Raw genomic sequence first — 25,930 nt, 5'->3', positions numbered from 1 at the left:
TTTTGCTTATTTTTTGACATTCCTGCTGGTTTTATGCAAAAAAACAGGGCGTTCGCCCCGTTTTCATTTTTTCGCAGTCAGTTTGTTCAAAAACGCCGTGGCTGATGAAATATGAACGCCGCGGTAATAATGTTTGACGATGTCGGCGTACGTTTTCCCTTCTTTCGCCATAAAATTGGCCCCGTATTGGCTCATGCCGACGCCGTGGCCATAGCCTTTGGTCGTAATGACAATGTCATCGCCTTGGCGCACCCAAGTAAAATCGGCTGACGCTAAGCCGAGCCGTTCCCGCACTTCACGGCCGGTGAACGTTTTGCCGCCGATGTTCACCTCACCGACGCGGCGGCCAGGGGTGCGGGAGAGGATGACGCCGACCGATCCGTTCTGGGAAAGCGTGACGCCAAGCCGGCGTTCAAATTCGGCCACCGACATCCATTTGCGCTGGTAAAACTTTGGGGATTGACGATCCCATGGGCTGGCCACGCTTTTTAAATACGGAAACTCATTTTTCCAGTAGGCTTCGGAGTTTTCCGTATAGCCGTTGCTTGTCGAAAAGAAAAGCGCTTCAATCGGCTGATTGTTGTACGTTATAATTTGTCCGCGCGTTTCCAACACCGCTTTCGTCACTTTTTTGATTTTCCAGTCATAATCGCTTCCCCATAACTTGCGCAGCTCGTCATCGCTGTAATACACTTGGTGGGCCACCGTATCGGTCACGTTCGCCCCTTCCGGCAGGCGAAACGGTTGGTTGGCAAGCAATTGCTTGACGATGTATGTTCTTGCTGTCAACGCTTGCGCTTTTAACGCTTCCAATTCAAATTCCGCCGGCATTTCTGCCGCAACGACGCCGATGACATATTGTTCAAGAGGAATTTTTTCGACGCGTTGTTCCTTGCTTCGGTAGACCGCCACTTCGACGGACGGTCCTTCGGCTGCCTGTGATCGCTGCGTTTGATTTTGCTTGTGCAGTTGTTCGGCCAACTTTGCCACCTTCCCATCGTAAAATGGCAAAACGAGCGCCGCTGGAATAACAAGGATGGCGACAAACAGGCATAGTGCGAGTGCGAATACTGGTTTTAATCGTTTGACCATAGCCGAGCCCCCAATATGCATTTTTCAAGCACCAGCGGACATCTTCCATCAATGCCTGCTTTGGCTTCAGTTCGTTACTATAGTTATGGGCTCGGACAAGTATATATGACTGTTTTCTTTATTATAAAGGCCGGTGATTTCGCCGCTCGTTCCGCTTCCCGGCGTCATTTCCTAAATAGAGAAATCTTGCCACACCGATGACTCTTTTGACACGCTCACCCATCATTTCGTGAAAATCGCCGTTTTTCCCCTCGGTCACAAAAAACGGCCGCTCCCTGCCTTGAGGCAGTTCACCGCCGTTTTTCGCTCTTTATCTGTTCCATTCCACCGCTTGGATTTCACTAGGCGATTCGGTTTCTTCATGGACGCGTTCAATGTCAGCCCCGAGCGCGGCCAACTTTTCATGGAAACGAACATAGCCGCGGTCAAGATGACGAAGCTCCGTCACGCGCGTATAGCCGTCCGCCGCCAGACCTGCCAAAATCAGCGCGGCAGCCGCGCGCAAATCGGTCGCCGCCACCTCGGCGCCTTGGAGCTGACACGGGCCATTAATAATGACGGAACGCCCTTCGATTTTAATATCGGCGTTCATGCGGCGGAATTCTTCGACATGCATAAAGCGATTTTCAAACACCGTCTCGGTGATCATGCTTGTGCCTTCCGCTTTCAACAAGAGAGCCATCATTTGCGACTGCATGTCAGTCGGAAATCCAGGATACGGCATCGTTTTCATATCGACGGCTTTCAACTTTTCCGGGCCGATGACGCGCACCCCATTTTCCTCTTCAATGACCGTTACACCCATCTCTTCCAGCTTGGCGATCAGCGAACCTAAATGTTCCGGAACCGCCCCTTGCACGAGAACGTTGCCGCCGGTGATCGCTGCCGCCACCATGAAGGTGCCCGCTTCGATGCGATCCGGAATCACGGTATGCGTCGTGCCGACAAGCTCATCGACCCCTTCGATGCGGATCGTGCCGGTGCCGGCGCCGCGAACTTTGGCGCCCATGGCGTTCAAAAAGTTGGCCAAATCGACGATTTCCGGCTCTTTGGCGCAGTTTTCGATCACCGTTGTCCCTTCCGCCAGCACGGCGGCCATCATAATATTTTCCGTGGCCCCGACGCTTGGGAAGTCCAAATAAATTTTGGCGCCGCGAAGACGGCCGTTCACTTCGGCATCGATAAAGCCGTTGCCGACTTTCACCGAGGCGCCCATCGCTTCAAACCCTTTCAAATGCTGGTCGATCGGGCGCGACCCGATGGCGCAGCCGCCCGGCAGCGCGACGCGGGCGCGGCCGTTGCGCGCCAGCAGCGGCCCCATCACCAACACCGAAGCCCGCATTTTTCGGACATATTCAAACGGCGCTTCCACCGTCAATGGGCCGGTGGCATCCACCGTGATGACATCGCCGGCGATGTGAACGTCGGCGCCTAAATAGCGAAGCACTTCACTGATTGTATATACATCGGAAAGAGCAGGCACATCATGGATCGTACTTGTTCCTTTCGTGGCCAATAAGGTGGCAGCGATGACGGGCAAAACGGCATTTTTTGCGCCTTCGACTTTGACGGTGCCGCTCAACCGGTTTCCGCCACGGACGATGATCTTTTCCAAGGTATTCCCCTCCGCGTCCAATTTCTCTATATTAGTATTCAATGGTAATGATTGGGGTTCCAACAACGACGCGCGTCTTGCCACCCAATCTTTCTCTCATGGCGAGTTGCAGGTTGATGCTTTGATGATTGGCGGCCGGGAGAACGTTCTTCCACTGCCCAGTATATGCAGACAGGGAAACGAGTGACTCTTCCTTCAACCACTCGACCGGCGTCGCTTGCAAATCATGAAGCAGTTGAGAGGCTTGATCAAACAAACCACCTTTCATATTACCACTGAACTCGCCTTCCATACAAGCAAAAAATGTAGGATTATTCACAAATAGTTCACTCGTCTTTGTTTGAATGCGCTGCGCTGCTTCTTTCCACCTAGCTTCGCTCCACGCGGAGCCGGCCGCTTCATAGAGGAGATACGTTTGCGGTCCTCCGTTTGTGACGGTCATCACGAGCTGAATTTGTTCGCGAAAGAAAGGACGTTCATTGATGCCGATCGCTTTTGGTCCATGGCTTGTCCTCACCAATGACCAGCGAAACGAACGGTTTTGCCGTTTCAGCTCCGCCATTTTTTTGAAAAAGTCCGCATCATTTTCAACATCGTGGGCATACTCTCTTGTGTACACGACCCAGCGGTCAAGCGAAGCACCATGCCGCTTCAGCGTCTGAGCAATCGTTTCGAGCGGCTTCGACCACTCGTCCCCTCGTGCGCCTTCTGTCCGATTTTGCCATCCGGCCCAAACCAAGCCCGTCAGCACAAGCGCGGCCAGCCATGCCGTCCAGCTTTTTCCCATCTTTCTCATCTCCGTTCCCTTCCTCTCCTTAGTTGTTATTGTTGCCACCAGACAAGGGAACATACGTCAAAAAAATCGACAAAAGCAGTTTTTGAAATCGTTTTCAAAAACAAACCAACGAGCAGGACGAGCTGCTCGCTGAAGTGGAAACACACCCGCGTTCGAACGCACGGCGAGACGCGGGCGGAAAGCTGGACCAACACGGTACGGGCGTCAATGGCAGCGGCCGCGTTCGAAACGGCGGATCGGCGCCGGGCGGACGGAGGTCGCCTCCCTCCTTTAATCGCGGAACAAATACGGCAAATCCGTTGACCATGTCCAATAATCAAGGAAAAAGTTCGCCACGGTCGAGCCGATGGCGATCGTCAACAAAATGTACAGCAGCCGTCCTTGGACGACGCGGTTCGGCTTCAGCAACACCTCGATGCGCACCGCCTGCAGCGTCCACCATGTCACGGCGATCAACGCTAAATGGACGATAATGGAAATGAGCGCTTGTTGGCCCATGATCGGCATCATCTCATTCACCTCTTTCCTGCACACATCGTTCGTTTCGTCTGTAGGTCGGCACAACTCTCATTCTTTTCAAATTGGCGGCAGTGGGATTACGTTTATTACTTGGGGGGCCTCCAACAACATCCTCTTTCACCAGCCGTCTAGTGGTCATACTGGCGGCAGGGAACAGCGAGAACAGGCGGGACCACGCCAAACCTCTTCCGCTTTGCTGTTGAGTTCGGTCCCCTCTCACCCGCCGTCCAACAAAAAAGAGGAGAGGCGTTCCTCTCCCCTTATTGTAACGCTACGGCAAAAAATCGCCAAAGTGATCAAACTGGGCGAGCACATTGTATGCAAGCCCCGGTGCCCAGCCGAGCGCCAGCGTCCCGAGCGCGCAAAGAACGACGGCCGCCGACAACCCGGCCGACATGCGGCCAAGCGGTGCCGAAGAGAACAGCGGACGGAAAAAAAGCTGGACGATCAAGTTGAAATAATACACATAAGAGATGACGGTCGTAATGGCCATCACCGCAGCGAGCACGTAATGGCCCGGCTCGGTGACGACAAGGCCGATGAACAAATGGAGCTTGGCGATAAATCCTGCCGTGCCCGGAATGCCAGCGAGCGATAGCAAAAACAGGCCGAGCGCCGCAGCCAACAGCGGGCGATGGCGGTACAGCCCCGTGAGCCCGTCCCAGTCGTCTGAACCCGTTTCATCGACGATATGCGACACGATGGCGAATGCCCCCATGTTCATCAACAGATACGCAAGCAAGTAAATCCAAAGCGAGTCGATCATCGCCCACGACATCGCGGCAAACCCAGCGAGCAAATAGCCAGCGTGGGCGATGCTGGAGTAAGCGAGCAGCCGCTTCAAGCTCCGCTGCCGGAGCGCCACAACGCTTCCGATGATCATCGTCAGCCCAGCGAGCACAGCGATCGCCGGCTGCATCGACAACAGCAGTGATGACGGATCCCGCCCTTCCGCCGGCGCCGCAGCAAACATCGTCACCAGCAGGCGGAGGAGAAGAACAAATCCGGCTGTTTTTGAGACAACGGCAAAAAACGCCGTCGCCGGAACGGGCGCCCCTTCGTATACGTCCGGGGCCCACATATGAAACGGAACGGCCGCCAGCTTAAACGAAACGCCAATCAGCAAAAGAAGAAAGGCCAAGGCCAGCATGTACGGCTCATTCGTCTCTTGCAGCCGGCGGGCGATTTCGTTGAGGTTCGTCGTTCCGGTCAAACCGAACACGTAGCTCATGCCAAACAGCATGACGGCGGTGGCGATGCCGCCGTTGATCACATATTTCAGCGCCGCTTCATTGGATGCCGCAACGGTTTTGCGCAAGCCGGCCAAAATGTAGGACGACACTGTCAGCAGTTCCACGCTGACAAACAAGGTAAGCAAATCGCCGCTCGATGCCGTCATCATCGCGCCAAGCAACGCAAACAGCAACAGATAGGCAAACTCGCCGCCATAACGGCTACCCTCTTTTGGATTCCATCCCGCCACGATCAGCAAGGCCAGCGCCCCGCCGGCAAGCAGCAAAAGCTTGAACGCTTTCGCAAAGCTATCGAGCCGAAACGTCCCATGCAAAATCGAAGCCGGTTCAGCCGGAATGAGCGCCGCCGTCGCCCCGAGCGCAAGCACCGCCCCGAGCGCCGCCCCCCAAGCAAGCGGACGGCGGCTTCGCTCGTCTGGCATGGCCACATCGATGAGCAACAAAACCACAGCAACGGCGAGCACAATCCATTCGGGCGTCATGAGACTCCAATCAGATTGCCATACGTCATTCATATGATCACCCTCCTAACCCGTTCATCATCGTCTCGAGCGCGGCGGCAAGCTGCCCCGCCAACAGCTGCGGATACACGCCAACCGCCACAATCAACGCGACGAGAATGAACGCCGGAACGGCTTCGTTCATCCGCAAATCGGCGACCGCCTCCCGCGGTTCGCTTTGCCCCGCCGGAGGCTGCGACCCACGGGCGCGGCCGAACGTCACGTTCAACACCGCCTTCAGCGAGTAGGCGGCGGCGAAAATCAAACCGAGCGCCCCTACCGCTGCCAAGATCGGCTTCTTTGCAAACAAGCCGAGAAACGCAGTGAATTCGCCGACAAATCCCGCCAAGCCCGGCAAGCCGAGCAAAGCGAGGGCAGCGGTGAGCAAATATCCGGAAAAGACGGGCATGGACGCCGCGAGTCCGCCTAGGCGGCGAATGTCGGTCGTTCCCCATCGATCGGCAAGCACACCGACGAGCAAAAATGACAAGGCGGCGATGAGCCCGTGGGCGATGGATTGGAAAATCGCCCCTTGAATGCCGGCCTCATTGAGCGCGCCAAGGCCGACGAGCACAACTCCCATGTGCGACACGCTCGAATAGGCGAGTACATGTTTTAACTCGTGCTGTCGAAGCGCCAACAGCGCGCCGTACAGGATGTTGACGACCCCGAGCGCGGCGATGACCCCGGCAAACGCGCGAAACTCATCGGGAAACAAGCCGATCCCAAAGCGGATCATCCCATACGCCGCGATTTTCAACAATACGCCGGCGTGAAGCATGACGACCGGCGGCGGCGCTTCGACATGGACGCGGATGAGCCAGCGATGAAGCGGAACGGCTGGCAGCTTGAAGGCAAACGCCAGCAGCAACCCGCCAAGCAGCCAGTGCCGCGCCTCTGACGTCAACGGGGCGATCAGCTGTCCTTCGGCGACCGGGTGATGCAACATGTCGTCAAGCAAAGCGAAATTCGCCGTTCCGGTGCGGGCGACAAGCACGGCGATCACGACCAGCAGCAGCGCCGACCCGAGCCCGTTGTACAGCAAATAACTGTATGCCGCCCTCTCGCGTTCAAAGCCGCCCCATTTGCCGACAAGCAAGAACATGGCGACAAGCGTCACCTCTAAGAAGAAGAAAAACCAAATGAAGTTCGCCGCGGCAAACACGCCCAACATGCCGACCTCTAGCGCAAGCAACCACATAAAATACCCTTTTTTCTCCTCGTTGACAAGCAAGGAAGCCACCGCTGCCAGCGTCCCGAGCACGGCGGTCAAGACGATAAAGAGAAGCGACAGCCCATCGATGCCAAGTTCATAGCGGATGACATACGCCGCATCGGTCAAAAATGGGAAATCGGCAAGACGAACCCAATGATGCGCTTCATCCAACCGCTCAAGAGGAAATCCGCGCACCGACTCGATGAACGCAAACAGCGAGAGCAGCAGCGGCGGCACGGTGGCGGCCGTTCCGATCCATTGGATCATGTTCGTCTCCGTTTTGCGAACCCATGCCAGCAGCCCGATGCCTAACAACGGCGAAAAGACGAGCAGCGACAAAAAGGTCATAACCAGTCCCCTCCTGTCAAGGCAAAGATGACGACCAACATCGCTAAGCCGGCCGCCGCCACCAACCCATACGTCTGGGCTTGCCCGTTTTGCCCGCGCGATCCGGCGGAAGCGATCGCGTTCACCGTGCCGGTGACAAACTGAACGAGCCCTTCCACCAAGTAACGATCGACATACCCCAACAGGCGGCTAATGGATGACACAAGCGCCACAACGGTCGACCGGTAAAGATCGTCCATGTAATAGTGGCGGCGCAACAATTCGTACCCGTACGGCGCGCGCGCGGACAACCAATCGCGCGGCACCTTCCGCGCCCCATACATGAGCCAAGCGAGGAGAATCCCGGCCAGCGACACGCTCGCCGCCACAACCGCGATCCATCCTGGCGCCGCTTCATGATGGTACGCCCCATCGGTCAACCACTCGCCGAGAAACGAGCCGAACCAAGGGGTTTGAATGTACCCAGCAGCGACCGATAAAACGCCGAGCACGACCATCGGCGCCGTCATTGACATCGGCGCTTCATGGACGGCGCCGTCATGGCGATGTCGCACCTCACCGGCAAAGACGAGGAAAAAGAGCCGGAACATGTAAAACGATGTCAACAGCGCTGCGGCGACCGCCAGCCAAAAGAGCCCGACCGACCCGTTCGTCCAAGCGGCGGCTAAAATTTCATCCTTGCTGAAAAAGCCGGCAAACAGCGGAATCCCGCTGATCGACAGCGCCCCGACGAGAAAGAGCGGCGCGGTCCACGGCAACCGTCGCCAAAGCCCGCCCATTTCCTCGATGTTTTGCGTATGGACGGCATGAATGACGCTGCCGGCGGCCAAAAAGAGCAACGCTTTAAAAAAGGCGTGCGTCGTTAAATGGAAAATGGCGGCGACATAACTCCCCGAGCCAAGCGCCAACATCATATAGCCGAGCTGGCTGATCGTCGAGTAAGCGAGGACGCGCTTAATGTCCGTCTGCACCAAGCCGATCGTCGCGGCAAACACCGCCGTCCCCCCGCCGATCACCGCCACGGTCATCATAGCGGCCGCGCTTGCCTCGTAGAGCGGAAACAAGGCCGCCACAAGGTACACCCCGGCCGCCACCATCGTCGCGGCGTGGATGAGCGCCGACACCGGCGTCGGGCCTTCCATCGCATCCGGAAGCCACGTATGGAGCGGGAACTGCCCGGACTTGCCGATCGCGCCGATGAAAATGAGGATGGCCGTCAATGTCGTCATACCGGGCGACAGCGTGCCGTTGCCAACGGCGCGGAAAATGTCGTCGTAATCAAAGCTTTTCGTCTGCCAAAACAAGAGCAGCATGCCGATCAAAAAGCCGACATCGCCGATGCGGGTCATGATAAACGCCTTTTTCGCCGCCGCTTTCGCTTCTTCTTTGTAGAAATAAAACCCGATCAGCAAAAACGACCCAAGCCCGACGAGCTCCCAAAACATGTACGCCTGCAACAAGTTCGGCGACAGCACAAGCCCAAGCATCGCAAACGTAAATAACCCTAAATACGCATAAAACGTCGAAAACCGCTCATCCCCAGCCATATAGCCTTGCGAATAAATATGGACAAGCCAGCTGACCAAGGCGACGACAACGAGCATCCAAGCGTTTAACGCCGTAACGGAAACCCCGACCGTCAACGTGGCGTCACCGATTTTCATCCACGTCCAATTCGCTTCATACGTCGCTCCGCCGAGCCGGCTAACCAGCACGCCGAACGCCGCGAGCAGCGACAGAAGCGTGGCAGCGATGCCGACATAGGCGCTCGCTTGTTTCCATTTCCGCCCGAACCACAGCAGCAAAACAAACGAACAAAGCGGGAACAGCGGCACGACCCAAGCTAGGTTCATCATCTTTCCCCCATCCCCTTTTCTAATGTTTCAGCGAATTGGCTTCATCGACCCGAACCGTTTTCCGATTCCGATAAAAGGCGATGAGCGCTGCCAAACCGACCGCCGCCTCCGCCGCCGCCACGGCGATCGCAAACAGCGCAAACACGTGCCCGTGAACGCTGGGATGGGGGCCGTATTTGGCAAAGGCAACGAAGTTGATGTTCACCGCGTTCAACATCAGTTCAATACAGATGAGAACAATGACCGTATTCCGTTTCGTGAGCGCCCCGTATAGCCCGATGCAAAACAGGATGAGCGAAAGCGCTAAATACGCCGATAATGTCATTCGTCTTCCGCCCCCTTGCCGTCTTTTTTCGCCAGCACGATCGCCCCAATCAAGGCGACGAGCAAAAGGACAGACACAATTTCAAACGGAATCGTATAATACGAGTACAGCCATTGGCCGATCGCCTTGGCGTTATCGGCTGGAAGCGCGCTGCCGTCAGCGCCGAAATCAAGCGTACGGATGCCGACGTACACAGCAAGGCCAAAAGCGAGAACCGCGAAGGCGGCGGCCGCTTTATGCCCAACGCCGCCAGTCGTCTGCCGCTCCTTGTCATCGGCGTGATGGCGCGTCAACATGATGGCAAACAGCATGATGATCGTAATGGCCCCGGAATAAATGAGCACTTGCACGACAGCGACAAATTCAGCGGAAAGCAAAACGTACAGCCCAGCGATGCCCAAAAACGTCATGACGAGGGAAAGGACCATATGGACGACGTTCGTCAACTGGAGCATCATCACCGCACCGGCGATCGCCGCGAGGGCGAGCAAGAAAAAGGCGATGTCCGTTCCGCTCACGGTTTATTCTCCCTTCTTATGTTCGTGTCGTTTTCATCGAGCCAGGCCAAGTCCTTATACAAGGCATCGCGACTATACTCGGCGAGCTCAAAATTGTTCGTCATAACGATCGCTTCCGTCGGACAGACTTCGGTGCACAAATCGCATAAAATGCAAATTTCAAAGTTGATGTTGTATGTTTCGATCACTTTCCCTTTTTTCGTCGGGTCCGGATGCTTTTTCCCGGTCAGCTGGATACATTCGGTCGGACAGATGTTCACACACTGGTTGCACACGATGCATTTTTCCGGATAAAACTTTTGAATGCCGCGGAACCGGTCAGGAAGCGGGAGCGGCTCGTGCGGGTAACCGTACGTCACTTTTTCGCGCGTCAGTTCTTTTAATGTATACGCCAATCCTTTCATCAAGCCGATCATCAGTCTACCCCCCTCCAATAAAAACTCTTTGGCATCGGTGCCGCTTTTCACACGTCTCCCGATCGCTCAGAGGAAACCAATGTTTTTCACCAACCTTCTAGGAGGCCGGTGATTTAAGGGAGCAAGTCGCTTATCAAGCCTGTTTCTCAAATAGAAAAGCCTTGTCGCATCGGGATCGTCTTTCAAACGCTCCCCCATTGCTCAAAAGAAACAACCGTTTTTCACCAGCCCTCTAGAAGGGCGGTGATTTACTCACGCAACCGCTTCTCAGAATCGTTTCTCAAATAGAAAAACTAGTTGCATCAGCTTCTATGTTCACGTGTTCCATCATCGATCAAGGCAAGCAGCGATTTTTCGCCAATCTTCTAGAAAAACCATGCCTTCACCACCGCCGTCAGCACAATGTTGGCGAGCGAAAGCGGAAGCAACACTTTCCAGGCGAACTCCATTAGCTGGTCGGCGCGCACGCGAGGGAACGTGGCGCGAAACCAAATGAAGACGAACACAACCGCACAAAACTTCAAAGCAAACCAAACCGCTCCGGGAATCCAGCCGAGAAAGGCGACCGGATGCCAGCCGCCGAGGAACAAAACTGTGATCAAGGCGGCCATCGCAAACATGTACACATACTCAGCAAGCATAAAAAACGCCCAGCGAAATCCGGAATATTCCACATGAAAGCCGGCGACCAGCTCGGACTCCGCCTCCGGCAAGTCAAACGGCGTCCGGTTCAACTCAGCCACCGCGGCGATGAGGAAAATCAAAAACGCCAACGGCTGGGCGAAAAGGAACCAGACGTCTTGTTGCGCGTTGACGATGTCGACCAAATTCATGCTTCCGGCCAAAAGCACGACGCCAAGCGCCGACATGACGAGCGGAATTTCGTATGAAATCATTTGCGCCGCTGCCCGCATCCCGCCAAGCAGCGCATATTTGTTGTTGGATGCCCAGCCCCCGGTGATGACGCCGACGATCGTTAATCCGGAAACGGCAATGTAATACAAAAGGCCAACGCCGAGATCAGCGAACCGGAACACATCGGTAAACGGCACGACCGCCAACACCATAAACGACGGCGCAAACGCAATCACCGGGGCCAGCACATACAGCGGGCGGTCGGCCGCTTTCGGGATCGTATCCTCTTTCAAAAGCAGCTTCAACACATCGGCGACAGTTTGTAAAAGCCCGAAACGGCCGCCGACTTGATTCGGGCCGATACGCCCTTGCATAAACCCCATCACTTTCCGCTCCGCCAAAATGCTGTAGGTGACAAAGGCGAGCACGACCGCCAACAGCAGCGCTCCAAGCCCGAAAAAGAGGGCGATGTTCGACCAGCTTGGGGCGGATTCAAGCCATTGCTCCATCATCCGTCGACCTCCCCGAGCACAATGTCAATCGAACCGAGAATGGCGATGACATTGGCCAAGTTTTCCCCTTTGAGCAGCTTCGGGAGTATTTGCAAGTTATAAAACGATGGGCGGCGAAATTTCAGGCGGTACGGCTCTTTTTTGCCGTCGCTCGCAATATAGCAGCCGATTTCACCGCGCGGCGCTTCGATGCGGACGAACGTCTCGCCGGGCGGCGCCTTAATGATGCGGGGCACTTTTCCCATGATCGGCCCCTCAGGTGGAAATTGCTCGCACGCCTGCTCGATGATGCGAAGCGACTGTTCGATTTCCGCCATTCGGCATTCATAGCGGGCTAGACAGTCGCCGCCTTCGCGCACCGGAACATCGAAGTCAAACCGGTCATACACGGAATACGGCTCATCTTTGCGCAAATCCCATTTCACGCCGGTCGACCGCAAGTTGACGCCGCTTAACGAATAGCTGATCGCTTCTTCTTTCGTATACCGCCCGACACCGGTGACACGTTCACGGAAAATCTCGTTGCCGGTGACAAGCTCATGGTAGCCGGCGAGTTTCTCGCGCATGTACGGAACGAACTGTTTCACCTTGTCGATCCAGCCGTCCGGCGCGTCCCACTTGACGCCGCCAATGCGCATATAGTTGAACGTCAGCCGCGCCCCGGACAGCTCATTTAATAGATTAATAATCATTTCGCGCTCGCGGAATGCGTACAAAAACGGGCTTGTCGCGCCGAGGTCAAGCAAATACGTCCCCCACCAGACGAGGTGGCTGGCAACCCGACCGAGCTCCATCGCAAGAACGCGCAAATACTCGGCCCGTTCCGGCACTTCAATGCCCATCATCGTTTCGACCGCATGGCAAAGCACATAGTTGTTCGTCATCGCCGACAAGTAGTCCATCCGGTCGGTATACGGGATGATTTGCGTGTATTGCAGCCCTTCGGCGATCTTCTCCGTCCCGCGGTGCAAGTAACCGATGACTGGCGTCGCCTCTTGAATGATCTCGCCATCGATTTTTAAAATGAGGCGGAACACGCCATGGGTGCTGGGATGTTGGGGGCCGACGTTTAAAATCATTTCTTCTGTGCGCAGCATCGCTCACACCTCCGCATCGTACGGCTCGTAATCTTTGCGCAGCGGATGACCGACCCATTGCTCGCCTAGGAAGATGCGGATCAAGTTCGGGTGGCCGCGGAATCGGATGCCAAGCAAATCATACGCCTCGCACTCCGGCCAGTTCGCCCCCGGCCAAAGCGGGACGAGCGAATCAATTTCCGGGTTGTCGCGCTCGATTTTCACTTTCAGCGCCACCGGCTGCCGATTTGAGTACGAGTACAAGTGGACGTACACTTCCATATGCGTCTTGTAATCGGTGCCGTGCAGCTCGGATAAATAGTCAAAGCGGAGCTGTTCATGGCTTTTCAACAACTCAGCGACTTTGTAGTACGCCTCTTTTTTTACGACAAGCGTCGGCACATCTTTCGCCAGCCGGTTGATATACGCGTCTTCAAGCACATCGCGACCAAGATGCTCACGAATGATGCGGACACATTTTTCAAGCAGCGGATCGTTCGGCGACGGGGAGGACGGCTGTTCCGTCCCTCCGTCAGCGTCAGCGGCTTTCGCCTTCGCCCGGGCGGCGGCCGCCGCCTTTTGTTTCGCTGCGTCATCGGCGACGTCACCTTGTTGCTTCGCCATGGCGGCCGCTCGCGCTTTCGCCGCCGCGGCCGCTTTTTGTTTCGCCAACTCATCGTCTTTAGACGCATCGCCTTGCTGCTTCGCCATCGCGGCCGCCCGCGCTGTCGCCGCAGCCTTCGCCTTGGCCGCCGCGGCCGCCTTTTTCTTCGCGAGTTCCAGGTCCTCGTCCGCCGCACCATCGTTCGCTGCCTCACGCTGCCTTCGCAGCTCGGCCGCCCTCGCCCGCGCTTCTTCCGCTGCTTTCCGTTTCGCCGCCTCAAGGTCGTCACCACTCGGCGCTCCCATCGCTGCCGCCTCACGCTGCCTTCGCAGTTCCGCCGCCTTCGCCCGCGCTTCTTCAGCGGCTCGTTTTTTTGCGGAAGCGAGATCTTCTGCGGAAGCCGGCGGTTCCGTTCTCGGCGCTTCTTTTATGGGGCCGGGGGACGGAACGGCGTCCGCATTCGTCTCATTCGTTGGCCGCCGGCCTTGTTCAGCGGCTGGCTGGGCCTGTTCGGCGGCCCGCTTGGCGGCGAGCCGTTCACGCGCCAATTGTTTCGCCCGCTCGGCCGCTTCCTTTTTTCGCTGGACCAAATCTTTTTCCTCGTCCATTGGTTACAGCACCTTCTTCCCTGTTTTGGCTTCCAAGCGAATTTTTTCTTTCAATTTATGAATGCCGTAAATGAGCGCCGCGGGGTTGGGTGGACAGCCTGGTATGTACACGTCGACGGGAACGATCTGGTCGACCCCTGTGACAACGCTGTACGACTTGACATACGGTCCGCCGGCTGTCGCGCATGACCCCATGGCGATCACCCATTTCGGCTCGGGCATTTGATCATACAGCCGCCGCAAAAGGGGGGCCATTTTTTTCGTCACCGTGCCCGAGACGATCATGACGTCCGACTGTCGCGGAGAGGCCCGAAAAAACGAGCCGAACCGATCAAGATCGTAGTGAGCTCCACCCACCGCCATCATCTCAATGGCACAACAGGCCAGTCCGAACGTGAGAGGCCAAAGCGAGTTGCTCCGCGCCCATCCTTTTAGCTGCTCGAGCGTCGTCAAAAACACGCTCCGCTTGACCTCCTCCATCTCCGCCAATGAAAAGCCATCCCATTTCACATCCATCGTAACACCTTCTTTTTCCAAGCATAAATAAGGCCAAGGGCAAGCAACGTGATGAACAGAACCATTTCCACCAAAGCAAATAAGCCGAGTTGATCGTAGACGACCGCCCATGGATAGAAAAACACCGTCTCAACATCGAAAATGACAAACAACAAGGCAAACAAGTAATAGCGGACTTGAAACTGGATGCGGGAATCGTGGAACGGATTGTTACCGCTTTCATAAGTGGTCTCCTTTGCCTCACTCGGCACGTGCGGCCGCAGCCAGCGTCCAAGCGTAAGCGCTCCAACCGGAAGCAACACCCCAAGACAAAGGAAGACGAAAACGATGGCATAACTATTGGCATAGATGTTGCTCAACGAGCTCGCCCCCTTCCTGGTTTACTACATACGTATGATAATAATGATGAAATTTTTCAATAATTCCCTCGATTCCATTATAACATTTATATCCAGACGTGTCAGCAAAACTTCAGAGGATCGCCGCAACAACATTACAAGCTGCGGGATGCGCTGCCGCTAGCCAATTTCCGCCGCTAGTGGCGAAGAAAAGCAAAAAAGCAGGGGAATCCTCATTCCCCTGCTTTTACTTCATTTCCGCGACATTCAAACGGTTCAAGGCGCGTTTTAACGCCAGTTCAGCCCGCTTGAAGTCGATGTCATCCTGCTGGCTTTGCAGGCGGCGCTCCGCCCGCTCTTTCGCCGCTTGGGCGCGCAGAACGTCAATGTCTTCGGCCCGTTCAGCCGCTTGGGCCAAAATCGTCACTTTGTCCGGCCGAACTTCCAAAAAGCCGCCGCTCACGGCGATATATTGCGTTTTTCCGCCTTTTTTCAGCCGCGCCGCGCTGATCTCCAGCGGGGCGACAAGCGGAATGTGGCCGGGCAGAATGCCGAGCTCGCCGCTTTTCGCCTTGACGCTGACCATCTCGACATCGTCCTCGTATACCGGGCCATCAGGAGTGACGACGCTCACATGGATCGTTTTCATTGTCCAACCCCCCTATCCCGGGTCACACTTCGACACCCATCGCTTTCGCTTTTTCCACCACTTCTTCAATGCGGCCGACTAAGCGGAACGCCTCTTCCGGAAGGTGGTCATATTTGCCTTCCAAAATTTCTTTGAAGCCGCGTACGGTTTCCTTCACCGGCACGTACGAACCCGGTTGGCCCGTGAATTGTTCCGCCACGTGGAAGTTTTGCGACAAGAAAAACTGAATGCGGCGGGCGCGATGGACGACAAGTTTGTCCTCATCGGACAGCTCATCCATCCCTAGGATCGCAATGATGTCTTGCAGCTCTTTATACCGTTGCAGTGTTTGCTGCACTTGGCGAGCGACTTGGTAGTGCTCCTCGCCGACGATTTCCGGCGCCAATGCCCGCGAGGTCGACGCAAGCGGGTCAACGGCCGGATAAATCCCCATCTCAGTGAGCTTCCGCTCAAGGTTCGTCGTCGCATCCAAGTGCGCGAACGTCGTCGCCGGGGCCGGGTCCGTATAGTCGTCGGCCGGAACGTAAATCGCCTGAATCGAGGTGATCGAGCCTTTCGCCGTCGAGGTGATCCGCTCCTGCAATTGGCCCATCTCCGTCGCCAATGTCGGTTGGTAACCAACGGCTGACGGCATGCGCCCCAACAGCGCCGACACTTCGGAACCGGCCTGCGTGAAACGGAAGATGTTGTCGATAAACAGCAGTACGTCCTGGCCTTGCTCATCGCGGAAGTATTCGGCCATCGTCAAGCCGGTCAACGCCACGCGCATCCGCGCGCCCGGCGGCTCGTTCATCTGCCCGAACACCATGGCCGTTTTGCTGATGACGCCGGAATCTTTCATTTCATGGTACAAGTCGTTTCCTTCGCGCGTCCGTTCGCCGACGCCAGCGAAAACGGAAATCCCGCCGTGCTCTTGAGCGATGTTGTGGATCAGCTCTTGGATCAAGACCGTTTTTCCGACGCCAGCGCCGCCGAACAAACCGATTTTTCCACCTTTAATATACGGGGCTAACAAGTCAACGACTTTAATGCCCGTTTCCAAAATTTCGACTTCGGTCGCCAGCTCTTCGAATTTGGGCGCCGGCCGGTGAATCGGGTCGCGGCGGGCGTCAGCCGGAATGTCGCCTTCCAAATCAATCGGTTCACCCAACACGTTGAACACGCGGCCAAGCGTCACTTCGCCGACCGGCACCGAAATCGGCGCGCCGGTGTCGATGACTTCCATGCCGCGGATGAGGCCGTCTGTGGACGCCATCGCGATCGTCCGTACGGTATCATCGCCAAGGTGCAAGGCGACTTCCAATGTCAAGTCGATGTCGACTTCGTTTTCATTGCGCGCTTGATGTTGAATTTTCAGGGCGTTGTAGATCGCCGGCAAGTGGCCGTTTTCGAACTTGACGTCTACAACCGGACCCATGACTTGGATAACGCGTCCTCTTGTCATCGTTTTCCCTCCTAACTTGCTAGTCCGCTATTGCAAGGCGTTTGCTCCGGCGACAATTTCCGTAATTTCTTGCGTGATCGCTGCTTGGCGAGCACGGTTGTAGGAAAGCGTCAGCGTGCGAATGAGCTCGTTCGCGTTGTCAGTCGCGTTCTTCATCGCCGTCATCCGGGCGGCATGCTCGCTCGCTTTCGCATCAAGCAACGCGCCGTAAATCAAGCTCTCCGCATACTGCGGCAGCAACACGTCCAAAATTTCCTCTTGCGACGGCTCGAATTCGTACACCGTGCGCTGTTTGTTTTCCGCCAAATCGGTGAGCGGGAGCAGCTTTCGTTCCGTCACCTCTTGCTGGATCGCACTGACGTAATGGTTGTAGTACATATACAGTTCGTCAAAGGTGCCATCGGCGAACAAGCCGACCGTTTTGCTGGCAATCTCTTTGATGTCGGCAAACGAAGGCTGATCCGGCAGGCGGGTGATGTCGAGAATGACCGGCATATTCCGTTTGCGGAAAAAGCTCAACCCGACGCGACCGATGACAATGATGGCATATTCATCGGGAGAAGCGTGGCGCTGTTGAATCGTTTGATAGACGAGACGCAACACGTTGCTGTTGTACGCCCCCGCGAGACCGCGATCGGATGTAATGACGAGATAGCCCGTTTTTTTCACCGGGCGCGAAACGAGCATCGGGTGCGATGCGCCGCCGGCCCCGAGCGCCACATTGGCTACGACCTCTTGCATTTTCTCCATATAAGGAACGAACGATTTCGCATTTTGCTCCGCGCGGTTCAATTTCGACGTCGAGACCATTTCCATCGCTTTCGTAATTTGGCTCGTTTTTCTCGTCGCATTGATGCGCGTTTTAATATCGCGTAACGACGCCAAAGGTTTCACCACCTTTTTGCTGCACGGGATCTACAGGCGCAAGGGGGCAAAGCAGCCCCCATCGCCTTATTGGGAAACGACAAACGTTTTCTTGAACGCTTCGATCGCTTTGTTGATATCTTCCTCGTTCGGAAGGTCTTTCGTCGTGCGGATGTGTTCAAGCAAGTGCTGGCCGTTTTGATCGAGCCACAAGTAAAACTCTTTTTCAAAACGGCGCACATCTTCAACCGGAATGTCATCCAAAAAGCCGCGCGTCAACGCATAGATGATCAACACTTGTTTCTCGACCGGAATCGGTTGGTGCAAGTCTTGTTTCAGCACTTCCACCGTGCGCGCCCCGCGGGCGAGTTTCGCCTGCGTCGCTTTATCGAGGTCGGAGCCGAATTGGGCGAACGCCTCTAATTCGCGATACGCCGCCAAGTCGAGACGGAGCGTCCCCGATACTTTTTTCATCGCTTTGATTTGCGCGGCCCCACCGACGCGCGAGACGGACAGCCCTGCGTTAATCGCCGGGCGGACGCCGGAGAAGAACAAGTCCGATTGCAAGAAAATTTGCCCGTCCGTAATCGAGATAACGTTCGTCGGAATGTACGCCGAAATGTCGCCCGCTTGCGTTTCAACGAACGGAAGCGCGGTCAACGAACCGGCACCTTTCGCATCGCTCAATTTCGCTGCGCGCTCAAGCAGACGGGAGTGCAAGTAGAAAATATCCCCCGGATACGCTTCACGGCCCGGCGGACGGCGAAGCAGGAGCGACAATTCGCGGTACGCCGCCGCTTGTTTCGACAAATCGTCATAGACCACGAGCACGTGTTGGCCTTTGTACATGAAATACTCGCCCATCGATACGCCGGCATACGGCGCCAAGAACAAAAGCGGAGCCGGCTGCGACGCCGAAGCGGTGACGACGATCGTATAGTCGAGCGCGCCGTGTTTGCGGAGCGTTTCGACAACCGTCCGGACCGTCGATTCCTTTTGCCCGATGGCGACATAAATACAAATCATGTTTTGATCTTTTTGGTTGATGATCGTATCAATCGCGACAGACGTTTTCCCCGTTTGCCGGTCGCCGATGATGAGCTCGCGCTGGCCGCGGCCGATCGGCACGAGCGCGTCGATCGCTTTGATCCCGGTTTGCAGCGGCTCATGCACCGATCTCCGGTCCATAACGCCCGGCGCCGGGCTTTCGATCGGGCGCGTTTCGGTCGTTTCCACCGGACCCAAACCGTCAACCGGCTGGCCGAGCGGGTTGACCACGCGGCCGATGAGCGCCTCTCCGACCGGCACTTCCATGATCCGTCCGGTACGGCGCACTTCGTCCCCTTCTTTAATGCCCGTGTACGGTCCTAAAATAACGATACCGACGTTGTTTTCTTCCAAGTTGAGCGCCATGCCCATGACGCCGTTGGCAAACTCAACGAGCTCGCCGGACATGACATTATCGAGCCCATGAGCGCGGGCGATCCCGTCACCGATTTGGATGACGGTGCCGACGTCGCTCACCTGAATTTGCGATTCGTAGTTTTCAATCTGCTGCTTAATGAGCGCGCTGATTTCCTCCGCTCGAATGCTCATGCCTTTCACCCCTATCTCCAAATGTTAGCCGATCAACTGCCGCCGGATCCGTTCAAGCTGTCCGCTGACACTGCCGTCGTAAATGCGGTTGCCGATGCGCAGCTTGACGCCGCCGATCAATTCCGGGTCAACGATATTTTCGATGTGAAGCGTCTGTTTTCCGACTTTTTTCGCAAAAACGTCAGAGAGCGCCCGCAGTTCCTCATCCGTCAATGGTCGTGCCGAATAGGCGACCGCCTTGGCGATGCCGCGCGCATCGTCGACGAGGGCGAGAAACTGTTTCGCCAGCTCAGGCACAAGGCCGAAGCGATGGCGCTCTAGAAGAAGGAGAAGCGTGTTTTGCACCGGAGTGGACACGCCGGCGAACGCTTCGCGGACAAACGCTTTTTTCTTCTCTAGCGAAAGCTTCGGATGCGAAAGAAGCGATAAAAACTCGCCGTTTTCCGCCAACGCTTGGCGCACGGCGCTAATATCCTCCTCGATTCGGTCAAGCTGCCCTTGTTCGAGCGCGATTTGAAACAGGGCGGCTGCGTACCGTTTGGCGATCGTTTCGTTGTTCATCGCGCTTCTCCTGCCTCTTGGACGTCTTTGAGATACGCTTCGATCAGCTTGCGTTGATCTTGCTCCGTCAGCTCTTTTTCAATCACTTTCGAGGCGATGAAGACAGACAAGGAAGCCACTTGTTCGCGAAGCGCAGCCATCGCCTGTTCTTTTTCGCGCTCGATCTCTTGCTTCGCCGCTTCTTTTACCCGTTCCGCTTCGGCGCGAGCCGAGGCGACGATTTGTTCCTTCTGCTCTTCAGCGAGCTTGCGTGCGTTTTCAATGAGCGCTTGCGCCTCTTGGCGCGATTGCTTCATCAGTTCACGCTGTTCTTCAAGCAGTTTTTCCGCCTCTTGGCGATGTTTTTCCGCTTGATCGATTTCGTTGGCAATATGCTCCTCGCGCTGTTTCATGATATTCATTAACGGCTGCCAAGCGAATTTGCGCAATAAAGCAAGCAAAATAATAAACATCAGCAATTGGTAAATGATCGTGCCGCCGCTGATGCCATGCGCCGCTTCGCCGAGCACCCATGCATTCGCGTTCCACAACACCGCGTTTCACTCCTTTCGACAGCTGCCGCACTGGCGCGATCGTACAACATCGCACATAAAGGAATGGCGAAGGTGGTCGTTGACACGAACTTCGCCATCACTTTCCATCATCCAATTTCTTATCGACCTAAGTAAATGAACGAGAAGACGACACCGATGATCGGAAGCGCCTCAACCAAGGCCACCCCGATGAACATCGTCGTTTGCAAAACCGGACGCAGTTCCGGTTGACGCGCGATTCCTTCGATGGTACGGCTAACGATCAAACCGTTGCCGATACCGGCACCCAACGCTCCCAAACCTACCGCAATTGCAGCTGCAAGCACACCTAAACTCATGTCTACATATCCTCCTTATAATTTCAGTAGTAAAATGATTCTGGAGATTAATGGTCATGGCTGACTTTATGCGCCATATAAACCATTGTTAACATCGTAAAAATAAACGCTTGAATACAGCCGACAAAGATGCTGAACGCTTGCCATACCATCATCGGAATGGCCGCGCCCACCGCCCCGAGCACCCCATAGTTCGTGCCGAGGCTTGCCAGCAAGCCAAGCAAAATTTCCCCGGCGTAAATGTTCCCGAAAAGACGCAAACCGAGCGTCAGCGTGTTGGCAAACTCTTCGATGATTTTCAGCGGGAACAACCAGCCGACCGGACGGGTAAAATCGCGAACGTACTCGGCCGCTCCCTTCATTTTGACACCGTAATAGTGGGTCAGGGCAACGACCATGACGGCTAGCGTCAACGTAACGGTCGCATCAGCGGTCGGTGATTTCCACCAAAGCTCGCCGTTCACATGGACGGAGAACGGCAGTCCGAGCATGTTGGCCACAAAGACGTACATGATGAGCGTCACGCCCAACGTCAAAAAGCGGCCGCCGGTTTGCCAGTCCATCGTGCTGTTGATGATGCCCCTGACAAAGTCAAACACCCACTCAATAAAGTTTTGCATTCCGGTCGGGCGCAATTGGAGCGAGCGAGTAGCCGCCACAGCAATGATGAAGACGATCAAGCTGGTGATCGTGATCATCAACATATCGGATAAATTAAAGGTAAGGCCTAAAAATTTGACAAGCGGCGCTTTATGCTCCATCATCATTCACCTCGCTTTCATGCGGCTTGTCATGTTTCCATTTGTGAAAGAGGAAATCTATTACAATGACAAGATAGGATGTCATTAATCCCACTATCGTCGGCACGGGGGCGAAATAGCGTGGATAGGCCCATGCGATGACGGCGGCCAACGCAGCGAGCGAAAACCGCGTCAACGTGCCCAATGTGCGCACTTTCTTGCGCGCTGTCACCGCTTGCCCAAATTTTTCGATTTTCCAGCTTAAATTCCAGATGATCAGAAGACCGATTGACGTGCCGAGAATCAAGCTCAGAAAGGTGGTTTTGTACGGCGTCCATCCAAATCCAAGCGTATAGATCGCGAGCAAATACAATATGTACTTGACATGCCGCAAGCGCATTGCTCGAAAATGATCCATTCCTTTACTCCTCAGAGAAATATTGGTTGATAAACCGCAGCATGGCATAAACACCAGCTGCAAGGCCAAGCAAGAGACCGGCGATCAGAAAGATCGGCTCCGTGCCTAACTTGCCATCGAGCCATCGGCCACCAAACACGCCGATGACGACGCAACCAACCAATTGGGACACAATCGCCGACATCAACGCCATCGCTTGAAGGGGGTGACGCCGATTTGGGGACATAGGTCTGCACACCCTTTAACTGCAACATGAAAACCTTCTCAATCTACCCCTTGTAAAGAATACAATACCGCTTGGTCAATGTCAATGTGTTCCCACATAAAACCTTGTTTCCACAGGGCAAATATTAATAATTTGTGACAATTTCTCATCTTTTTCTCACAATTGTCTTGTATAATGGTATATTTTATTTTTGGCCTCTTTGCGATGGTCGGATGGTCGGGGAAAACGCTTACCATTTTCACCGCGAACAAATCCCCGCTCCGCGGCGGGGCGCTTAAGAGCCTTATTTCGTCCCGAACAGCCGGTCGCCGGCGTCGCCGAGGCCGGGAACGATATAACCGTGGTCGTTCAGCCGCTCATCGAGGGCAGCGATGTAAATGTCAACATCCGGATGCGCCGTTTCCACCGCGTTCACTCCTTCCGGCGCCGCGATTAGGCACATGAATTTAATGCTTTTCGCCCCTCGCTTCTTGAGCGCGTCGATCGCCGCCACTGCCGAACCGCCGGTTGCGAGCATCGGATCGACGATGATAAAATCGCGTTCTTCCACATCGCTTGGCAGCTTAACGTAATATTCCACCGGCTTGAGCGTTTCCGGATCGCGGTACAGACCGATATGGCCGACCTTCGCTGCGGGGATGAGCTTCAAGATGCCGTCCACCATGCCGATGCCGGCGCGCAAAATCGGGATGACGCCGAGTTTTTTGCCAGCGATCACCTTCGCTTTCGCCTTGCTGACGGGAGTTTCAATCTCCACTTCCTCAAGCGGAAGGTCGCGGGTAATTTCAAACGCCATCAACGTCGCCACTTCATCCACCAATTCGCGAAACTCTTTCGTCCCTGTATGTTTGTCGCGAATGTACGTGAGCTTGTGCTGAATGAGCGGATGATCAAATACGTACACTTTTCCCATGGGTCATCTCCTCTTCCGTATGTATGCGGTACACTTCTATACATTCTACTGAAAAATCGGCGCCTGTTCAACTGGCGAAAGCGCTCGCCAGCCGCGGCGCGGCAACGGTCGCGGAGCGCCGGCTTGCCCCGGTCGTTCACCGCTGTCCGCACAAGAAAACGCCCGCGTCCCAACAGATGGACGCGGGTTGTGCACCGTCGTGCCCACGGCCGGTCTTCGGAAACCGAAGGACCCGTCCGCGGCCTTCGCCGCTAGTCTTGGTAAAGCGGAAATTTTTCCGTCAGCGCCGCCACGCGTTGACGCGCTTCTCCAAGCGCCTGTTCGCTGTCGCTGTTTTTCAGGGCGAGCCCGATAATGGCGGCGATTTCATCCATCTCTTCCAAGCCGAAGCCGCGTGTGGTGACGGCGGCCGTGCCGATGCGGATGCCGCTCGTGACAAACGGGCTTTCCGGATCGTACGGAATCGTGTTTTTGTTGACGGTAATCCCGACTTCATCGAGCACTTTTTCCGCCGTTTTCCCGGTCAGCTGCTGCGGGCGCAAGTCAACAAGCAGCAAATGGTTGTCCGTGCCTCCGGAAATGAGAGTAAACCCTTCCGTTTGCAAAGCGGAAGCGAGCCGCTTGGCGTTTTCTACCACGCGTTTCGCATACACCTTAAAGTCATCTTGCAGCGCTTCACCAAGCGCGACGGCTTTGGCGGCAATCACATGCATGAGCGGGCCGCCTTGGATGCCGGGGAAAATCGCTTTGTCGATCTGTTTGGCGAACTGCTCTTGGCATAAAATCATTCCTCCGCGCGGGCCGCGCAGCGTTTTGTGGGTCGTCGTCGTCACAAAATGGGCGTACGGCACCGGATTCGGGTGAACACCTGCCGCAACAAGACCGGCAATATGAGCCATATCCACCATTAAATACGCACCGACTTCATCGGCAATCGCGCGGAACTTGGCGAAGTCGATGACGCGCGGGTAAGCGCTGGCGCCGGCGACAATCAACTTCGGCCGATGAAGGCGCGCTTTCTCGCGCACATCGTCATAGTCGATGACATGCGTTTCCGGATCGACACCGTATTCGACAAAGTTGTACTGGATGCCGCTGAAATTGACCGGACTGCCGTGGGTCAGATGGCCGCCGTGCGACAAGTTCATGCCAAGCACGGTGTCGCCGGGCTCGAGGACGGTGAAATAGACGGCCATGTTCGCCTGCGCTCCGGAGTGCGGCTGAACGTTCGCGTGCTCCGCCCCGAACAGCTGCTTCGCCCGCTCGCGCGCTAGCTCTTCGACGATGTCCACGTATTCACAACCGCCATAATAACGGCGGCCCGGATAGCCTTCGGCGTATTTGTTCGTCAGCACCGACCCTTGCGCTTCCATCACCGCGCGGCTGACGAAATTTTCGGACGCGATCAATTCGATTTTGGTGTGCTGCCGCTTCCGCTCCTGTTCGATGGCGGCGAATACTTGCGGATCTTGCTGTGGCAAGTGATTCATCACTAGCTCCCCCTTATGCGCAATGAATATTCGTTTTTATTTTATCAGCTTTCGCTCGGCAAATCCAAAGGAAAAGTGAATAAAAGGTCTAAAAAGAACATGAATCGTTCGGATTTTCCAACGAGTAGACAGCCCGCGCGCCGCCGATCAGCTTCGGCCGCGTTTTCGCCAACGTCACGCACGCCGAACCGACATGCTTGATTGGCACCCGAACGGGAACCGCTACCGGCTTCAAATGCATGCCAATCAGCGTATGGCCGATGTCGATGCCGGCATCGGCGCGAATGGTCTCAACGACAACGGGATCGGCGAACTGCCGATAAGCGTAAGTCGCCATCGCGCCGCCCGCCTTAGGGACCGGAACGACCGAGACGATCTCCAAACCGTGCGTTTTGGCCGTTTCGCGCTCGACGACAAGGGCGCGGTTTAAATGTTCACAACATTGGAAAGCGAGGGCAATGCCGGTGTCGCGCCGCCATGCCTCCAGTTCGGCAAACAGCATAGCGGCGACGTCCATCGATCCCGCCGTTCCGATTCGTTCCCCCAACACCTCGCTTGTGCTGCAGCCAATGACTACGAGATCGCCGCGCCCAAGCGGCACCTGCTCGCGAAACGCCCGCAAAACCGCTTGCCATTGTCGCTGCCATTTGGCAAGCTGTGCCTCCACGCTATTTCCCTCCTTGACGGTCTTCATACTCAGCGATTTTACCGATCCGCCGCGCATGGCGCCCACCTTCAAATTCAGTTTCCAGCCACGCCTTGGCGATTTCGCGCGCCAAGCCCGGGCCGATGACGCGCTCACCCATCGCGAGGATGTTGCTGTCGTTATGCATGCGCGTCAATTTGGCGCTGTATACATCATGACAAAGGGCGCAGCGCACGCCTTTCACTTTGTTCGCGGCGATCGTCATGCCGATACCTGTGCCACAAATTAAAATGCCGCGGTCAAACTCACCGCGCGCTACCTTTTCAGCGACCGGAAGCGCGTAATCCGGGTAGTCGACAGACGTCTCACAGTCGCAGCCAAAATCTGTATACTCAATTCCCATTTCATCCAACAGCGTTTTAATTTCCTCACGGATGCGGATTCCGCCGTGATCGGAAGCAATGGCAACTTTCATCGTCGTTCTCCTTTCTGTTCATGGGATCGGCCGTCGCCGCGGGAATGGCAAGGGCCGCCGTTTCCCGGACAGGC

30 protein-coding genes are annotated in these 25,930 nt (G+C 55.7%); all 30 read right to left on the bottom strand.

Going from position 1 to position 25,930, the window contains the following annotated elements; all coding sequences use genetic code 11:
* Nucleotides 1-63: 63 nt before the first annotated feature.
* The 30 genes from spoIID to rpiB all read right to left on the bottom strand — a co-directional run bounded on the left by spoIID (nucleotide 64) and on the right by rpiB (nucleotide 25,856).
* Complete coding sequence (gene spoIID, locus B4113_RS12010; RefSeq protein WP_033842886.1) at nucleotides 64-1,092, bottom strand: stage II sporulation protein D; 1,029 nt, start codon at nucleotides 1,090-1,092, stop codon at nucleotides 64-66.
* 310 nt (nucleotides 1,093-1,402) lie between these two features.
* On the bottom strand, nucleotides 1,403-2,707 hold the full coding sequence (gene murA, locus B4113_RS12005) for a UDP-N-acetylglucosamine 1-carboxyvinyltransferase (RefSeq protein WP_033842885.1): 1,305 nt from the start codon (nucleotides 2,705-2,707) through the stop codon (nucleotides 1,403-1,405).
* Nucleotides 2,708-2,738: 31 nt separating this feature from the next.
* On the bottom strand, nucleotides 2,739-3,503 hold the full coding sequence (locus B4113_RS12000) for a YwmB family TATA-box binding protein (protein WP_231559782.1): 765 nt from the start codon (nucleotides 3,501-3,503) through the stop codon (nucleotides 2,739-2,741).
* A 270-nt stretch (nucleotides 3,504-3,773) separates the two neighbouring features.
* Nucleotides 3,774-4,013, bottom strand: coding sequence for a DUF1146 family protein (locus B4113_RS11995; protein ID WP_033020467.1), 240 nt, complete (start codon nucleotides 4,011-4,013; stop codon nucleotides 3,774-3,776).
* A gap of 280 nt (nucleotides 4,014-4,293) precedes the next feature.
* Nucleotides 4,294-5,790 carry an NADH-quinone oxidoreductase subunit NuoN gene (gene nuoN / locus B4113_RS11990; protein ID WP_033020469.1) on the bottom strand — a complete coding sequence of 499 codons (1,497 nt, stop codon included), beginning with the start codon at nucleotides 5,788-5,790 and terminating at the stop codon, nucleotides 4,294-4,296.
* Nucleotides 5,791-5,794: 4 nt separating this feature from the next.
* Nucleotides 5,795-7,339, bottom strand: coding sequence for an NADH-quinone oxidoreductase subunit M (locus B4113_RS11985; RefSeq protein WP_033842883.1), 1,545 nt, complete (start codon nucleotides 7,337-7,339; stop codon nucleotides 5,795-5,797).
* On the bottom strand, nucleotides 7,336-9,195 hold the full coding sequence (gene nuoL, locus B4113_RS11980) for an NADH-quinone oxidoreductase subunit L (RefSeq protein WP_033842882.1): 1,860 nt from the start codon (nucleotides 9,193-9,195) through the stop codon (nucleotides 7,336-7,338). Before nuoL ends, B4113_RS11985 begins: the two co-directional genes overlap by 4 nt.
* A gap of 19 nt (nucleotides 9,196-9,214) precedes the next feature.
* Nucleotides 9,215-9,520, bottom strand: a complete 306-nt coding sequence (gene nuoK, locus B4113_RS11975) for an NADH-quinone oxidoreductase subunit NuoK (RefSeq protein WP_033020473.1) — start codon at nucleotides 9,518-9,520, stop codon at nucleotides 9,215-9,217.
* On the bottom strand, nucleotides 9,517-10,038 hold the full coding sequence (locus tag B4113_RS11970; RefSeq protein ID WP_033842881.1) for an NADH-quinone oxidoreductase subunit J: 522 nt from the start codon (nucleotides 10,036-10,038) through the stop codon (nucleotides 9,517-9,519). Before B4113_RS11970 ends, nuoK begins: the two co-directional genes overlap by 4 nt.
* Entirely contained in the window at nucleotides 10,035-10,454 is a 420-nt protein-coding gene (gene nuoI, locus B4113_RS11965; RefSeq protein ID WP_033020477.1) for an NADH-quinone oxidoreductase subunit NuoI, read from the bottom strand. The genes B4113_RS11970 and nuoI overlap by 4 nt, the downstream gene beginning before the upstream one ends.
* Before the next feature lie 365 nt (nucleotides 10,455-10,819).
* Nucleotides 10,820-11,821, bottom strand: a complete 1,002-nt coding sequence (gene nuoH, locus B4113_RS11960; RefSeq protein WP_033842880.1) for an NADH-quinone oxidoreductase subunit NuoH — start codon at nucleotides 11,819-11,821, stop codon at nucleotides 10,820-10,822.
* A complete protein-coding gene (locus B4113_RS11955) occupies nucleotides 11,818-12,918 on the bottom strand; it encodes an NADH-quinone oxidoreductase subunit D (protein ID WP_033842879.1) in 1,101 nt (366 codons plus the stop codon). The genes nuoH and B4113_RS11955 overlap by 4 nt, the downstream gene beginning before the upstream one ends.
* 3 nt (nucleotides 12,919-12,921) lie before the next feature.
* Nucleotides 12,922-14,109, bottom strand: coding sequence for an NADH-quinone oxidoreductase subunit C (locus B4113_RS11950; protein ID WP_033842878.1), 1,188 nt, complete (start codon nucleotides 14,107-14,109; stop codon nucleotides 12,922-12,924).
* A 3-nt stretch (nucleotides 14,110-14,112) separates the two neighbouring features.
* Nucleotides 14,113-14,625, bottom strand: coding sequence for an NADH-quinone oxidoreductase subunit B family protein (locus tag B4113_RS11945; protein WP_033842877.1), 513 nt, complete (start codon nucleotides 14,623-14,625; stop codon nucleotides 14,113-14,115).
* The gene (locus tag B4113_RS11940) at nucleotides 14,616-14,984 is read right to left on the bottom strand and encodes an NADH-quinone oxidoreductase subunit A (protein WP_033842876.1); all 369 of its coding nucleotides are present in this window, start codon (nucleotides 14,982-14,984) and stop codon (nucleotides 14,616-14,618) included. Before B4113_RS11940 ends, B4113_RS11945 begins: the two co-directional genes overlap by 10 nt.
* 226 nt (nucleotides 14,985-15,210) lie before the next feature.
* Complete coding sequence (locus B4113_RS11935) at nucleotides 15,211-15,612, bottom strand: F0F1 ATP synthase subunit epsilon (RefSeq protein ID WP_033020486.1); 402 nt, start codon at nucleotides 15,610-15,612, stop codon at nucleotides 15,211-15,213.
* A gap of 22 nt (nucleotides 15,613-15,634) precedes the next feature.
* Nucleotides 15,635-17,056 (bottom strand): F0F1 ATP synthase subunit beta, encoded by a 1,422-nt coding sequence (gene atpD / locus B4113_RS11930; protein ID WP_033020488.1) that lies wholly within the window; start codon nucleotides 17,054-17,056, stop codon nucleotides 15,635-15,637.
* A 27-nt stretch (nucleotides 17,057-17,083) separates the two neighbouring features.
* On the bottom strand, nucleotides 17,084-17,941 hold the full coding sequence (atpG, locus tag B4113_RS11925; RefSeq protein ID WP_033020489.1) for an ATP synthase F1 subunit gamma: 858 nt from the start codon (nucleotides 17,939-17,941) through the stop codon (nucleotides 17,084-17,086).
* Between the two features lie 66 nt (nucleotides 17,942-18,007).
* Entirely contained in the window at nucleotides 18,008-19,516 is a 1,509-nt protein-coding gene (gene atpA / locus B4113_RS11920) for a F0F1 ATP synthase subunit alpha (RefSeq protein ID WP_033842875.1), read from the bottom strand.
* Between the two features lie 24 nt (nucleotides 19,517-19,540).
* Nucleotides 19,541-20,077, bottom strand: coding sequence for a F0F1 ATP synthase subunit delta (locus B4113_RS11915; RefSeq protein WP_033020492.1), 537 nt, complete (start codon nucleotides 20,075-20,077; stop codon nucleotides 19,541-19,543).
* Complete coding sequence (locus B4113_RS11910; protein WP_200878282.1) at nucleotides 20,074-20,607, bottom strand: F0F1 ATP synthase subunit B; 534 nt, start codon at nucleotides 20,605-20,607, stop codon at nucleotides 20,074-20,076. Before B4113_RS11910 ends, B4113_RS11915 begins: the two co-directional genes overlap by 4 nt.
* A gap of 122 nt (nucleotides 20,608-20,729) precedes the next feature.
* Complete coding sequence (atpE, locus tag B4113_RS11905; protein WP_011232830.1) at nucleotides 20,730-20,948, bottom strand: F0F1 ATP synthase subunit C; 219 nt, start codon at nucleotides 20,946-20,948, stop codon at nucleotides 20,730-20,732.
* A 47-nt stretch (nucleotides 20,949-20,995) separates the two neighbouring features.
* Nucleotides 20,996-21,709: a F0F1 ATP synthase subunit A gene (atpB, locus tag B4113_RS11900; protein ID WP_033020498.1), complete on the bottom strand. Its 714-nt coding sequence runs from the start codon at nucleotides 21,707-21,709 to the stop codon at nucleotides 20,996-20,998.
* Entirely contained in the window at nucleotides 21,699-22,106 is a 408-nt protein-coding gene (locus tag B4113_RS11895) for an ATP synthase subunit I (protein WP_051962586.1), read from the bottom strand. Before B4113_RS11895 ends, atpB begins: the two co-directional genes overlap by 11 nt.
* A 4-nt stretch (nucleotides 22,107-22,110) precedes the next feature.
* Nucleotides 22,111-22,332: an AtpZ/AtpI family protein gene (locus B4113_RS11890; protein ID WP_033842872.1), complete on the bottom strand. Its 222-nt coding sequence runs from the start codon at nucleotides 22,330-22,332 to the stop codon at nucleotides 22,111-22,113.
* 283 nt (nucleotides 22,333-22,615) lie between these two features.
* Nucleotides 22,616-23,245, bottom strand: a complete 630-nt coding sequence (gene upp / locus B4113_RS11880) for a uracil phosphoribosyltransferase (RefSeq protein WP_033020503.1) — start codon at nucleotides 23,243-23,245, stop codon at nucleotides 22,616-22,618.
* A gap of 45 nt (nucleotides 23,246-23,290) precedes the next feature.
* Nucleotides 23,291-23,452, bottom strand: coding sequence for a hypothetical protein (locus B4113_RS19900; RefSeq protein ID WP_160331375.1), 162 nt, complete (start codon nucleotides 23,450-23,452; stop codon nucleotides 23,291-23,293).
* A gap of 44 nt (nucleotides 23,453-23,496) precedes the next feature.
* Nucleotides 23,497-24,735: a serine hydroxymethyltransferase gene (gene glyA, locus B4113_RS11875; RefSeq protein ID WP_033842870.1), complete on the bottom strand. Its 1,239-nt coding sequence runs from the start codon at nucleotides 24,733-24,735 to the stop codon at nucleotides 23,497-23,499.
* A gap of 88 nt (nucleotides 24,736-24,823) precedes the next feature.
* On the bottom strand, nucleotides 24,824-25,429 hold the full coding sequence (locus B4113_RS11870) for a TIGR01440 family protein (RefSeq protein ID WP_369802260.1): 606 nt from the start codon (nucleotides 25,427-25,429) through the stop codon (nucleotides 24,824-24,826).
* The gene (rpiB, locus tag B4113_RS11865; RefSeq protein WP_033842868.1) at nucleotides 25,404-25,856 is read right to left on the bottom strand and encodes a ribose 5-phosphate isomerase B; all 453 of its coding nucleotides are present in this window, start codon (nucleotides 25,854-25,856) and stop codon (nucleotides 25,404-25,406) included. Before rpiB ends, B4113_RS11870 begins: the two co-directional genes overlap by 26 nt.
* Between the last annotated feature and the right edge of the window lie 74 nt (nucleotides 25,857-25,930).

It is taken from the genome of Geobacillus sp. B4113_201601 (assembly GCF_001587475.1).
In the GTDB taxonomy this organism is placed as follows: domain Bacteria; phylum Bacillota; class Bacilli; order Bacillales; family Anoxybacillaceae; genus Geobacillus; species Geobacillus icigianus.
The sequence above is the reverse complement of the archived record's forward strand: the minus strand, read 5'-3'. Positions and strand labels throughout refer to the sequence as shown.